Source organism: Desulfococcus multivorans, from assembly GCF_001854245.1.
In the GTDB taxonomy this organism is placed as follows: domain Bacteria; phylum Desulfobacterota; class Desulfobacteria; order Desulfobacterales; family Desulfococcaceae; genus Desulfococcus; species Desulfococcus multivorans.
The window spans coordinates 87,673-100,624 of record NZ_CP015381.1 but is presented as its reverse complement, the minus strand read 5'-3'; the positions used below and the strand labels follow the sequence as shown (position 1 = coordinate 100,624).

11 protein-coding genes are annotated in these 12,952 nt (G+C 56.5%); 10 read left to right on the top strand and 1 reads right to left on the bottom strand.

What is annotated here, in order from left to right; genetic code table 11:
• The first annotated feature begins 2 nt into the window (after positions 1–2).
• From dmul_RS00430 to dmul_RS00390, 9 genes are all read left to right on the top strand, one after another.
• Complete coding sequence (locus dmul_RS00430; RefSeq protein ID WP_020876258.1) at positions 3–1,817, top strand: acyl-CoA dehydrogenase; 1,815 nt, start codon at positions 3–5, stop codon at positions 1,815–1,817.
• A gap of 125 nt (positions 1,818–1,942) precedes the next feature.
• Positions 1,943–3,193, top strand: coding sequence for a thiolase family protein (locus dmul_RS00425; protein WP_020876257.1), 1,251 nt, complete (start codon positions 1,943–1,945; stop codon positions 3,191–3,193).
• Between the two features lie 339 nt (positions 3,194–3,532).
• Complete coding sequence (gene nadC, locus dmul_RS00420) at positions 3,533–4,420, top strand: carboxylating nicotinate-nucleotide diphosphorylase (RefSeq protein ID WP_020876256.1); 888 nt, start codon at positions 3,533–3,535, stop codon at positions 4,418–4,420.
• Positions 4,421–4,442: 22 nt separating this feature from the next.
• A complete protein-coding gene (gene nadA / locus dmul_RS00415) occupies positions 4,443–5,480 on the top strand; it encodes a quinolinate synthase NadA (protein WP_020876255.1) in 1,038 nt (345 codons plus the stop codon).
• A 9-nt stretch (positions 5,481–5,489) separates the two neighbouring features.
• On the top strand, positions 5,490–7,058 hold the full coding sequence (gene nadB / locus dmul_RS00410; protein ID WP_020876254.1) for an L-aspartate oxidase: 1,569 nt from the start codon (positions 5,490–5,492) through the stop codon (positions 7,056–7,058).
• Between the two features lie 705 nt (positions 7,059–7,763).
• Positions 7,764–8,147, top strand: a complete 384-nt coding sequence (locus dmul_RS00405) for a hypothetical protein (RefSeq protein WP_020876253.1) — start codon at positions 7,764–7,766, stop codon at positions 8,145–8,147.
• 380 nt (positions 8,148–8,527) lie between these two features.
• Positions 8,528–9,373 (top strand): rubredoxin-like domain-containing protein, encoded by an 846-nt coding sequence (locus dmul_RS20765; RefSeq protein WP_020876252.1) that lies wholly within the window; start codon positions 8,528–8,530, stop codon positions 9,371–9,373.
• A 15-nt stretch (positions 9,374–9,388) separates the two neighbouring features.
• Entirely contained in the window at positions 9,389–10,495 is a 1,107-nt protein-coding gene (locus tag dmul_RS00395; protein WP_020876251.1) for a DUF362 domain-containing protein, read from the top strand.
• 366 nt (positions 10,496–10,861) lie between these two features.
• Positions 10,862–11,293, top strand: coding sequence for a DUF3783 domain-containing protein (locus dmul_RS00390; RefSeq protein WP_020876250.1), 432 nt, complete (start codon positions 10,862–10,864; stop codon positions 11,291–11,293).
• Positions 11,294–11,365: 72 nt separating this feature from the next.
• Here dmul_RS00390 and dmul_RS00385 read toward each other — a convergent pair whose 3' ends face one another.
• The gene (locus dmul_RS00385) at positions 11,366–11,638 is read right to left on the bottom strand and encodes a hypothetical protein (protein WP_020876249.1); all 273 of its coding nucleotides are present in this window, start codon (positions 11,636–11,638) and stop codon (positions 11,366–11,368) included.
• 627 nt (positions 11,639–12,265) lie between these two features.
• On the opposite strand from dmul_RS00385, the gene dmul_RS00380 reads away from it, so the two are divergent.
• The gene (locus dmul_RS00380) at positions 12,266–12,793 is read left to right on the top strand and encodes a MarR family winged helix-turn-helix transcriptional regulator (RefSeq protein WP_020876248.1); all 528 of its coding nucleotides are present in this window, start codon (positions 12,266–12,268) and stop codon (positions 12,791–12,793) included.
• Positions 12,794–12,952 lie beyond the last annotated feature (159 nt).

The window sequence follows — 12,952 nt, the reverse complement described above, 5'->3', positions numbered from 1 at the left end:
TCATGGCACAAGTTATTCTGGACAGAAGAGACGTGGATTTTGTTCTTCACGAACAATTGGAGGTTGAAACACTTTCCAAACACGAAAAATTTGAGGAATTCACCCGCAAGACCATCGATCTGATCGTTTCCGAGGCCCGCAATCTGGCCGTCAAGGAGATGCTCCCGACCCTGAAACCCGGAGACGAGGAGGGATGCACCTTCGACAAAGGTCAGGTACGCGTCCCGGAATCCTTTCACAAGTTGCACGGCCTCTTCAGGGAGGGCGGATGGATCGCCATGTGCGACGACCCCGAGTGGGGCGGCCAGGGGATGCCTGCCACAGTGGCTCTGGCCGCCAAGAACTTCTTTAACGGCGCCAACTTCCCTTTCACCCTGAACACCCTTCTGACCCACGGGGCGGGAAAGCTGGTGGAGATCTTCGGCACCGAAAAACAGAAGCAGCTGTTCCTCAAAAAAATGTATACCGGCGAGTGGGGCGGCACCATGCTGCTCACGGAACCGGAAGCCGGATCGGATGTCGGGGCACTCACCACCACCGCCGTCATGAACGACGACGGCACCTATTCCATCTCCGGCAGCAAGATCTTCATTTCCAGCGGCGAGAACGACCTGGTCGAAAACATCATCCATCCCGTCCTGGCACGGATCGAGGGGGCCCCGGCCGGCACCTCGGGCATCTCTCTCTTTCTGGTGCCCAAGATCCGGGTCAACGACGACGGCAGTCTCGGTGAATTCAACGACGTGGTCTGCACCGGCATCGAACATAAGATGGGCATTCACGGGAGCGCCACCTGTTCCTTGACGCTGGGCGGCAAGGGGCAGTGCCGGGGGACTTTGCTGGGAGAGGTCAACAAAGGCATGCGGGCCATGTTCGTCATGATGAACGAGGCCCGGCTGGACGTGGGTATGCAAGCCCTGGGATGCGCTTCGGCCTCGTTCACGAATGCCCTCAATTACGCCCGGGAGAGGGTTCAGGGACGGCATCTTCAGGCTGCGGGCAAGGATGCCCCTCCGGTGCCCATCATCCAGCACCCGGATGTCCGCCGCATGCTGCTCACGATGAAGGCCTATACCGAAGGTATCCGCAGCATCATGTATTTCACCGGTTTCTGTGAAGACATGATCCGAATCAGCGGCGACGCCAATGAAAAAGCCCGGTGGCAGGGGCTCATCGACGTGCTGATCCCCATCGCCAAGGGATACGCCTCGGACCGGGCCTTCGACGTCTGCAACATGGGGGTTCAGATGTTCGGCGGATACGGATACACGAAAGAGTATCCCCAGGAGCAGCTCCTCCGGGACTGCAAGATCACACATATCTACGAGGGCACCAACGGCATCCAGGCCATGGATCTGTTAGGGCGGAAACTGAGCCTCAACCAGGGGCAGGCTTTCAGGGATCTTCTGGACGAAATGACAAAAACGGCTGATGCGGCACGGGCTGTCGGCCGGCTGGAAGGACTTGCCGAGGGGCTTTCGAATGTCATTGCGCGGCTGGAGGAACTCGCTCTTCACATGACAAAAACAGCCCGTTCCGAGAAAATGATGAGTGCTTACGCCGTCGCCTATCCGTTCATGGAGGTCACAGGGGACACGATCATGGCCTGGATGCTGCTGTGGCGCGCGATTGTCGCCGCCAAAAGACTGGAAAGCGGCGCCAAGAAAAAAGACGTCGTCTTCTATGAAGGCCAGATCAGGAGCGCCCGGTTCTTCATCGGTTCTCTGCTCCCCGTCACGCTCGGAAAGATGAGCGCCGTCATCACCGACGATGGCACCATCATGGAAATGGACGAGGAGTCCTTCGGGGGGAAATAGGCGGTATTCAAGGCGTCACCGCATGCCGCCTCTCCGAAATCCGAATTGATCCCATTGACCATCCACCGCTGAATTCCATGGATATCGGTGGTGGATGGATTTGTAATCCCTTAAAGGAGACCCACATGAAAGATGTTGTCATCGTTTCAGCCTGCCGGACGGCCATTGGGGCATTTGGCGGGAGCCTGAAAGACATGAACGGCGCCGCCATCGCCTGTGTCACCATGAAATCCGCCATTGAAAGAGCCGGCATCGACCCGGCCATCATCGATGACGTTCGCTACGGATGCTGTCTCGAGCACCACGACACGCTGAATGTCACCCGGGTTGCGGCCCTCATGGCCGGAATACCGGAATCCGTCCCCGCCGTCACCATCAACCGGGTATGCATTTCCGGCATGGAAGCCGTTCTTTCCGGCATGGCCATGATCCAGGCGGGCATGGCCGACGTCATCCTCGCCGGCGGCGTCGAACACATGTCCGGCGTTCCCTATGCCGTACCCAACGCCCGGTGGGGCTGCCGGCTCCAGGATCACACTTTCGTCGATGCCTTGATTCACGCGCTCCACTGCGGCTCCCACCTCATTCCCCTTTCCGCCGAAGGTCCGGTGGACACTGAAGCGGCTCCGGCCGGCATGTTTCTGGGCAAACCCTATATCATGGGCCACACAGCGGAATTCGTGGCGCAGCATCTGGGCATCAGCCGGGAAGAGATGGACGAGGTAGCCCTGAGAAGCCACAACAATGCGGAACGGGCAACACGGGACGGCGCTTTCAGAGAGGAAATCGTACCCGTCGAGGTGCCTCAACGGAAAAAAGCGTCTCTCCTCTTCGACAAGGACGAACACTTTCGACCCGGCATCACCATGGCGCAACTCCGGAAACTGCCGCCGGCCTTTGTACCCGAAATCGGCAAGGTTACCGCCGGAAACGCCAGCGGCATCAACGACGGGTCATCGGCCATGATCATCATGTCGGCGGAAAAGGCCGGAGAGCTGAACCTGACCCCCATCGCCCGGATCAAGGCAGTGGGAAAAGGCGCATGCCACCCTTCGGTAATGGGGCTCTCTCCCGTGCCCGCGGTCAAGGATCTGTTCAACCGCAGCGGCCTCGGCATCGGCGATTTTGAACTGGTCGAGGTCAATGAAGCCTTTGCATCCCAGTACATCGGGTGCGAGCGGGAGCTCGGTCTCAACCGGGAGATCACCAACGTTAACGGTTCCGGCATCGGCCTGGGCCACCCCGTGGGCTCTACAGGATCAAGGATCATGGTCACCCTGATCCACGCCATGAAACAGCGGGGAAAAACCCTTGGACTCGCCACCCTCTGCGGCGGCGGCGGGGTTTCCATGGCCTGCGCCCTGGAGATGCTCTAAGCGCCTCCGAAGAACGACACCTGAACCTTTACCCCTCCCCGCATGTCGTTTCCATCGGTTTGTCGCCGGCTGTTTCCCAATCGCCGGCGATTGCTTTTTTTCTTTCCACGGCGCCGAATCGGCAGTAAGATCATATAAAATTCAAATCCCCTCTTAACATTGTGCTGAATCGATTGTATAAGTAACTTAACTTTCGACTTTCAAAGGCCGGTGCCGGGAGGATAGGCCCCGCGCACCTTTATCCGGTTACCATCATGAACGTCGAAGGTTGAGTAAGTAAGTATTCAATAAAAGTTGAATGACGATTTGCAGACAACCACCCGAACGAGACATACCAACATGACCGACATACATATCTCCGGTATCTCCCCGGAGCCGATGCCCGAAGGTGCGGCGGCCGTGGTCCTGGCCGCACTGTCGGAGGATATGGGCGACGGGGATATCACCACTCTCGGCACGGTGCCGCCGGAAGCGGCCTTTACCGGCACGTTCACCGCCAAGGAGGCGGGCGTCGTCGCCGGCCTGGCAGTGGCCGGCCTCACATTCTCTCTCCTGGACGATACCGTGACCTTCGACGCCCGCATCTCCGACGGCGAAACGGTGAGGGCGGGTCAGATCATCGCGGAGGTGAGGGGCTCCGGACGGGCGATTCTGAGCGGCGAACGGACGGCCCTCAATTTTCTCCAGCGAATGTCGGGCATCGCAACCCTCACGCACCGCTTCACGGAGGCGGTCAAGGGCACCTCGGCCGTCATCCTCGACACGCGAAAGACGGCCCCGGGGCTGCGCCTTTTCGACAAATGGGCGGTCCGGCTGGGTGGCGGGCGGAACCACCGGTTCGGTTTGTACGATATGGCCCTCATCAAAGACAACCACATCACGGCAGCCGGCTCCATCACCCGTGCCGTAGCGGGCGTACGCGCGGCGGACGATCGAAAACGGCCCATCGAGGTCGAGGTCAAGGATTTGACCGAACTTCAAGAGGCGCTGGCCCTCCTCCCGGACCGGATCATGCTGGACAATATGACCCCGGACCAGATGCGGACGGCGGTGCGTATCGCGGCCGGTCGCGTGCCGCTGGAGGCGTCCGGGAACGTAACGCCGGACACTGTGAAAGACATTGCCGCCACCGGGGTCGACTGCATCTCCGTCGGCATGCTGACCCATTCGGCCAAAGCTCTGGACATCAGCCTGCTGATCCGGAACATCCCACCGATACATCCGTAACCCGGGACTGAAAGAGAAGATCATGAATATCGAGGAAATGACGTCAAAAATGAAGAAATACCTGCGGGACAGGGCGACCGAACCCGAGTTGAAACACAAGGCCGAACTGGCCTGCGAGATCCTCCGGCTCAAAAAGGAAAAAAACGCCGTGATCCTGGCCCACAACTATATGTCGCCCGACCTGTACTATAGCGTCGCGGATTATACCGGAGATTCCCTGGAACTGAGTCGAAAGGCGGCGGGAACCGACTGCGAGGTCATCGTTTTTTGCGGCGTCGAATTCATGGCGGAGACCGCCAAGATCCTGAGCCCCGACAAGACCGTCCTCATCCCGGCGGAAAAGGCGGGATGCTCTCTCGCCGCAGGCATTACAGCCGAGGATGTCAGACAATTGAAGGCCCGGCACCCCGGTGTACCCGTGGTGACCTATATCAACACCTACGCCGAGGTCAAGGCCGAGTGCGACGTCTGCTGCACCTCCGGAAACGCCGCCAAAGTGGTGGAAGCCCTGGATTCGGACACCGTCATCTTTTTGCCGGACGAGTATCTGGGGCGGAACGTGGCCCGCCGGAGCCGAAAACAAATTATCTTTCCGCCGCGTGTAGAGCGGTCCCGGACGGAACCGCCGACGCGGGATGGGAATATGATCGTCTGGGATGCCCGGTGCGAGGTCCACGAGCAGTTCACGCCGGCGGATATCGCCCGGGTAAGGGCGGATTATCCCGACGTTGTGGTGCTGGCCCACCCCGAATGCAGCCCCGAGGTCGTCGATGCGTCGGATTTCGCCGGCAGCACTTCGGCCATGATCCGGTATGTCGAGGAAACGACGGCGTCGCGCTATCTGCTCCTCACCGAGTCGGCCATGGGCGAGAACGTGGCCGCAGCCTTTCCGGACAAGGAAATCCTGCCCCTATGCCGTATCCGCTGCCCCCACATGGCGCTCATAACCCTCGAGAACACCCGTGACGCCCTCAAATACAATCGGTATATCGTCGAGGTCCCCGAGGACATCCGCAAACGCGCGGCTCGCGCCGTCGAGCGGATGCTGACAATAGGATAGGCGGCCGAGATGACGACCCATTATGAGAGCGATGTACTGATCATCGGCAGCGGGATAGCGGGGGCCACGGCGGCGCTTCTTCTGGCCGAGGCCGGCCTGGCGGTGACGGTTGTCACGCGATCCAGGGATCCGCACGAATCGAACACCTATTACGCCCAGGGCGGTATCATCTATCGAGGAGAGAACGACTCGACGGCGATGCTCGCGGAGGACGTCATGCGTGCCGGCGCCGGACATTGCAACGCCGAGGCCGTCACGATCCTGGGGGATGAGGGTCCGGAACTCGTCAAAAGCATCCTTATCGAAAAACTGGGCGTTGCGTTCGACCACGACAACAGCGGGGCTCTCTCTCTGGCCCGGGAGGGGGGGCATGCCATCCCCCGCATCGTACATGCCACCGACGCCACGGGAAAGGCCATTCAAATCGCGCTGATCCGGGCCGTCGGAACGCACCCCAACATCCAACTGCTCGCCGCTCATACGGCCATCGACATTTTGACCCCATCGCATCACTCATTGAACCGTTTGGCGGTCTATGAGCCTCTGGCCTGCATCGGCGCCTATCTCTTCGACCAGGAGTCCGGACGGGTTGTCCTATGCACGGCGAAAAAGACCCTTCTCGCCACCGGCGGGGTAGGGCAGCTGTTTCTCCGAACCACCAATCCCGCGGGCGCCCGGGGGGACGGGATCGCCATGGCCAATCGGGCCGGGGCCCGAATCATCAACGCCGAGTTCATCCAGTTTCATCCGACCACCTTCTACCAAAGCCGGGCGCCTCACCTCCTCATCTCCGAGGCCGTACGCGGGGAAGGCGCCCGCCTCGTCCATGCCGACGGCACCCCTTTTATGCAACATTACGCCCCGGAATGGAAGGATCTGGCGCCCCGGGACATCGTCGCGCGCAGCATCCATGAAGAGATGATCAAACACGACGTACCCAACGTCTATCTGGACCTCTGCTCTTATATTCCCGCCCGTCGAATTAAATCACATTTTCCCAATATCCGTCGATCCTGCCTCCAATACGGCATCGACATCTCGAAGGATCTCGTGCCGGTAGTGCCCGCGGCCCATTATTTCTGCGGCGGCATCTGGGTGGATATATGGGGCAGAAGCACCATCGGGCATCTTTACGCTGCCGGAGAAACGGCGTGCACCGGCGTCCACGGCGCCAACCGCCTGGCCAGCACATCCCTTCTGGAAGGCCTGGTCTGGGGAAGCCGGACCGCTCGACATATCCTGAAGCACCGGGAAAACCCTTATCTTGTCCACGCCGGCGATATCCCCCCATGGTGCGATGAGGGATCCATAGCGGCCGACCCCGCCCTTATCGCCCAGGATATGAGCTACATCCGCCATATCATGTGGAATTACGTAGGCCTGGTGAGAAATTCCCAGCGCCTCAAGCGGGCCATCCGCGAACTCCGCAGCCTCGAGGTGGAGATCGAACACTTCTACCGCGTCACCCGGGTCAACGACAGCCTGATCGGTCTTCGCAACATGGTGCGAAACGCCATCATCGTTACTTTCGCCGCATGGGAAAACAACCAGAACAAGGGCTGCCACTTCAGAGAATAAGTGCCGCAACAACATGAATCGTGCATCGCGGATATCGTAATATTCGCGCTTGGACTCAGGTCTGGACCCGACCCACGGCCACCCCTTTTCCGACCTCGATATATTCGCAACTCAACTTTCGACTTTCATGATGGTGACCGGATAGAGACTGAAGGCCGAAGGCTGAAGACTGAAGGGGGATAAGCACTCCCGTTTGTTACGGGGACATTCCTCCAACCTTCAGCCTTAACTTTCGGTTTTCAATATGGTGACCGGATAGATACGGCCTGTGAAAGTCGAAAGTCGAGTTCGTAAAACGTCGCTTCAGCACGATTTGAACACAAAATATAGCGACTGTATTCTTGATCAACCACATCATAATGTGGTTATAACCACAGCTTCTGACTTTTTGCGAACGCTTTGGCATTATACCTTGACATAAATTATAAGGTTGTGTTAAGTGAATTTCATATTTTTTAAATAGACAATATTCACTAAATATTGTTCAGGCCCAAAAAGCGAAAGCCGCAATTTTCGTCTAATCCTCCCTCAAACGCGATCCTCGGGCCTTCTGTTGCAATGTCAAAACCACAATACGGCGGTTCACCCATCAGCGTTCGACCCTCAACGGAAAGGAGGTGAAATTGTAAGGCCCTGCCGAGGTTTTCGTGAAAGGCAATTATCGAAGCATTCCCATCACTTTTTTTTAAGCAAAGGAGTTCAGGAATGAAAAAATTTGCACTTCCGGCCATGGTATTCGTGTTCGGCTTATGCCTCTCCATCACTGTCTTCGCCGCCGACAAGGAAGCGATTCAAAAGAATGTCGACGGCATTGTGGCCGCCATCGACGGTGGAAAAGCAGCTGCGGATTTCAAGGCCAATGATTACGAGCCTTATGTCTTCATCATGGAAGAAAACGGCAATCTGATCGTCCATCCCTCCCTGACCGGCCAGAGTCTCAAGGAAAAAGCCGAGCCGGTTTACAATGCCATCATCAAGGCAACCCCCGAAGGCATCTGGGTCGACTATGAATGGCAGGGTGCGATGAAGCATTCCTATGTCAGGAAGACCGGCGGCAACCTCATCGTAGGCAGCGGCTACTCAGATTGAGCCCCGACCGAGGCTATGCTTCGCAACAAAGCGTAGGCCTTTCGCGTCCTCTAAAAACCCCGTGACATATCAACCCAACGGCATCGCCTCAAAGGCGATGCCCGGCCCGAAACATCATCACGCGATTCGACACACAGCTCCCGCCGAATCCCCTCGCCTAAAAAGCTCTTGAGAATCCTCGCTTTATCGGATATGAGTTATAGAATTTTGGATCATTCACGGTCTCGCAAAAAATCACAATTTATTGTTATGACCACATTATAATGCTGTTGACCCAAAATATAATCGTTGCAGGCGTGTCAAAATTTTGCTGAAGCGACTTGTTACGATTGCGCCAATCATTGACCGCGATATTTAAATTGAGACAGGAGAGCTACATCATGAAGAAGTGGGTCTGCACGGTATGCGGGTATATTCATGTGGGAGATGAGCCCCCGGATACGTGTCCGGTTTGCGGCGCCGACAAAAGCATGTTCGAAGAGGTTAAGGAAGCGGCGATCGATTCGATGGCGCCGGAGCCGACAATCCCGGCCCCGTCGACCGATGCGACAACGAGCGCAGTGAACGGCAAATGGGAGTGCACCGTTTGCGGAACCCTGGACGACGGCGACAATCCGCCGGCGGAATGCCCGGTCTGCGGCGCCGATCAGAGCCTGTTCAATCGCATCGGCGAAACGACCGCCGGAGCCTCCCAGCCAGGAAAACCCAAGATTCCAGAGGCGCCTCGCCATGGCGGTTCCGCGACAGATCCCCGGTCGGTAGACCTGGGCCCCGAGCCCGCGTCTTTCAAGGCCCGCCTGCACCACCGGGTCATCGCCCAGATACTGAAACACCATGTGCATCCGGTTTCCGTCCACATCCCCAACGGCGTCATTCCCTTTTCCGTCCTGTTCGTCATGCTGGCAGCCGCATTCGACTGCCGGGCACTCGAGATTGCGGCCCAGTGCAACATGATCTTCGTGGTTCTTACCATGCCCATCGTGCTCTATTCGGGCTATGTGGAATGGCAGAAACGCTATAAAGGATTCCCCGGCAACCGCTTCATCGCCAAAATTGTCGCCGCGGCGGTCGTGACGGTCTCCGCGGCCGCAGTGATCGTCTGGTGGTGGATCGATCCGGCCGTTGTCCAGCACAAGCCGGGAAGTTTCATCCTGGTCAACCTCATCATGCTTTTCGCCGCCGCGGTTGCCGGGCTGATCGGCGGGAAATTAGTGTTCAGGGACTAGATAGGGAGGTCAACCATGACAAGCACGGTCCACTTCATGGATCTGAGAGCCAACCCGAAAGAAAACCTTTATGCCAAGTTAGGTCGATTGATGGAAGCGGCCGGGATCGCCAGGATCTTTTCGAGGCGGGATATCGTAGCCGTGAAACTCCATTTCGGGGAAATGGGTAATACCGCCTTTATTCGACCCGTATTCCTTCGCCGCATCGTCGAGGCGGTAAAAGCGCATGGCGGCAATCCCTTTTTGACCGACGCCAACACCCTTTACGCCGGAACCCGCGGCAACGCCGCAGACCACCTCAACACCGCCGTCCGCAACGGTTTTTCCTATGCGGTGGTCGACGCACCGCTGATTATCGCAGACGGTCTCCGGGGAAAGAGCGAAACAGCAGTCGCCATCAACCGCAAACGTTTCACTGAGGTGTTTGTTGCCAACGAGATCGCCCAGGCCGATGCACTGATATCGGTAGCCCATTTCAAGGGGCACGAGCTTGCCGGGTTCGGCGGCGCCATCAAGAACATCGGCATGGGATGTGCTTCCCGTCGGGGAAAATTAGCCCAGCATTCCACTGTTTCCCCGCAGATCTCCGAGGACAAATGCGTTGGCTGCGGCGACTGCACCGAACACTGCTCCCAGGGCGCCCTCACGATAGTGGATGACAAGGCCGTTCTTGACGAAAGCAAGTGTATCGGTTGCGGCGAATGCATTCTCATCTGCCCCAACAGTGCCATCGCCATCCAATGGGACCAGGCCATCCCTGTTTTCCTCGAAAACATGGTGGAATACACCGAAGGGGTACTCAAACATAAGGCCCAGAAATCCCTGTTCCTCAATTTCATTACGAGCGTATCGCCGGCCTGCGACTGCTGCGATCACAACGATACGCCCATCGTTCGCGATATCGGTATCCTGGCCGCCCGGGATCCCGTAGCCATCGATCAGGCTTCGGCGGATCTCGTGAATCGGGAAAACGCCCTTCCCGGCTCAAGTCTTACCACCCACCATAAGGCTGGGGAAGACAAATTCAAAGGCCTGTACCCCAATGTGGATTGGCCTATCCAGTTGGCCTACGCCGAAGAGATCGGCCTTGGAACCCGTCAATACAATCTCGTGAAAATATAACACCCTTTTATTAGTAACGTTTACAATGTCGACCCTAAAGAGATGATGTCAGGAGACGACAGCGCCCTTTGAGCAGTGAGTTTTCAGTACCGCTTAACCCTACAACAAAACTTAATCCATTAACCATTTGAATTAATTTTATTAATCTGAATTTGTGATAAATTTTTAAAATAGGTTGTTCTGTTTGAATTCAATGAATTAACTTTATGAATAGCGTTTTGTGGTCAACGCCACAACAACTTTTTCCTATTTAACCACTTTATTTTATTGATGTCCGAAAGAGGTAAGCGCGGAAACGGCATGTTTCGAGTCTCCCCTTTCGGCACTCAACCGCTAACCTTTAAAGCTATAGTCAGGAGGGACGACGTGAGTGACGGCACTTTTCAAGCGGTGGGCAACTCCGACGAACGTATGTTCGGCCCAAGAAAAATCATTGTTTGTGGATTTTCTCCTGCCGATCAGAATGATTTCAGAAAAATGACGGCAGAGCTGGGTATGAATGATATATCCGTGATTTCGGCCGGGGCCGGACAGGCGTCCGCGACCCTCGGGGAGGTTGTCGACATGCCCGACGGAACAGGGCATGGAGAGGCATCGGAACTTGACCGGACGGTAATTCTATCGGGGCTGACGGAAAATGAACTCGGTGATGTTATGATGGGATATCGGCGGCTCGGGCAGCCGAGAGCGCTCTGGGCCGCACTCACGGAAAGTTCAATCGAATGGACCTTGTCCGCGCTGATAAAAGATCTGGTTGCGGAAAGGGAGGCGCTTCAAAAAAAATACCCCATTCAGTGACGCATCTTCGGAGTTCATCAACCGCCCCTGCCGGTGAAGCCGGCCGGGGCGAAAAGGTCCGGCCGATGAGCGTCAGGAACGATTGTCCGTTTTCAGCCGCTTTAACCCTCTGATCACCAGCGGCGCCTGCTGTATGGTCTCCTCTATTTCGCCGATGCGGCGCTTGATGCGGGCGATCTGGGTGTGGTTATCCTCTCCAAGTGCCGCACGAGCCATACTGTCCCCCAGTTTGTCCTGAAGGTGAAGCAGCCCCTTGTGAGCGTTTTCCAGTTCTTTCCGTATCTCGTGCAAAACAACGTCGATCTCTTTTTCCTGAGTCGGATTCGATGTAAATTCTGTTTCCATAATCTCCTTTCAGTTAGAAAAGGTTGTTTGCCGCCGTCCGTCCCCGCGTTCCATCAATCAAAACAGCCCGACAACCAGGCCTGAACCCCTGCGGGCGCACGCGTCACCGATCCAACCTATACAGGTCGACGAAAGGCGCTTCCCCGACGCAGAGAATGTTTCTCACCGGGCTTCACGGCAAAAGACCTCGAGCCCGTCAGATGCTGTTATATCGGAGGTGGATCGTGGGCAGATGAAACGGGGGCGGGTACCGTTTTCGGTTGAACGGCGACCCTTCAACCATCATTTCCGTGTTTCATGGATGTACCGTGCCGGAAAAGACTATCCTGTGAGATACGTTCTTTCGGCTCAAATCATTCTGAAATCACGGAATGAACATATTGTGAAATAATTTAGTTGAAAATCAGCATGATACAGACTCATACCGCTATACCCATCCATCATATCAGCATAGCATATAATGCATTGAAAATATTGTCAAGGGCAGGATACCTGCCGAAAATATTTCTGAACAGGTTGATCGCCTGTTTTTCCTGGGCTATAAGGGGGTCTCAACTTCCGGCACCGGCATATGGACACCGAAAGTTGAAAGGAGGTATTATCATTTTTGGAGGAAAATCGCTTTCCATGAACTCAAACAGACATATCCGTCATCCGTCCGACGACAAGATCACCGACCAGGTCCTGCTTGCCATCCGCCAGATCACCCAGGCCATCGACCTTCATTCACGATACCTGGCCAAACACTATGGCCTGACCGGGCCGCAACTCATCATTTTGAAAGCGATCGGTAAAAACGGAGAAATGACGGTGGGGGAATTGGCCAAAGCCATCAGCCTGAGCCAGTCCACCGTAACCGGAATCCTCGCCCGCCTCGAAAACCGGGGGATGATCGTTCGCCACAAAAGCCTTGAGGACCGTCGGGCCGTGAATGTCGATCTCACCGACACCTGCCGACGGTTTCTGGCCGAAGCACCGCCGCCGCTGCAAGACCGGTTCCTGATCGCCTTCAACAACCTCGACAGCTGGGAACAGTTGATGATCCTGAGTGCGCTTCAGCGCATCGTCCAACTCATGAATGCCGAAGCCATCGATGCCGTACCGATTCTGGCCGGCGGCCCCATCGACCTGCCGGACTCGCCCGGAGAAGCGTGACGAGACACATCACGGTCGGAATGGTTGAATCCTCATCCAATCAAACCGATACCGGTGCCGGCTTGAGATGAAAGGGTTCGTCATTTTCTTTTTGAAACCCATCGGGATTTGACGGCTCATCAATGGGACCTTGACAGAATTGGTCCATTGCGTAAGCTT

Bases quoted from the DNA above. Each gene is read 5' to 3' on its own strand.
- dmul_RS00385 (WP_020876249.1), bottom strand. From the start codon at position 11,638: ATGGAAACAGAATTTACATCGAATCCGACTCAGGAAAAAGAGATCGAC.
- nadC (WP_020876256.1), top strand. From the start codon at position 3,533: ATGACCGACATACATATCTCCGGTATCTCCCCGGAGCCGATGCCCGAA.
- dmul_RS00380 (WP_020876248.1), top strand. From the start codon at position 12,266: ATGAACTCAAACAGACATATCCGTCATCCGTCCGACGACAAGATCACC.
- dmul_RS00425 (WP_020876257.1), top strand. From the start codon at position 1,943: ATGAAAGATGTTGTCATCGTTTCAGCCTGCCGGACGGCCATTGGGGCA.
- dmul_RS00430 (WP_020876258.1), top strand. From the start codon at position 3: ATGGCACAAGTTATTCTGGACAGAAGAGACGTGGATTTTGTTCTTCAC.
- nadB (WP_020876254.1), top strand. From the start codon at position 5,490: ATGACGACCCATTATGAGAGCGATGTACTGATCATCGGCAGCGGGATA.
- dmul_RS20765 (WP_020876252.1), top strand. From the start codon at position 8,528: ATGAAGAAGTGGGTCTGCACGGTATGCGGGTATATTCATGTGGGAGAT.
- nadA (WP_020876255.1), top strand. From the start codon at position 4,443: ATGAATATCGAGGAAATGACGTCAAAAATGAAGAAATACCTGCGGGAC.
- dmul_RS00395 (WP_020876251.1), top strand. From the start codon at position 9,389: ATGACAAGCACGGTCCACTTCATGGATCTGAGAGCCAACCCGAAAGAA.
- dmul_RS00405 (WP_020876253.1), top strand. From the start codon at position 7,764: ATGAAAAAATTTGCACTTCCGGCCATGGTATTCGTGTTCGGCTTATGC.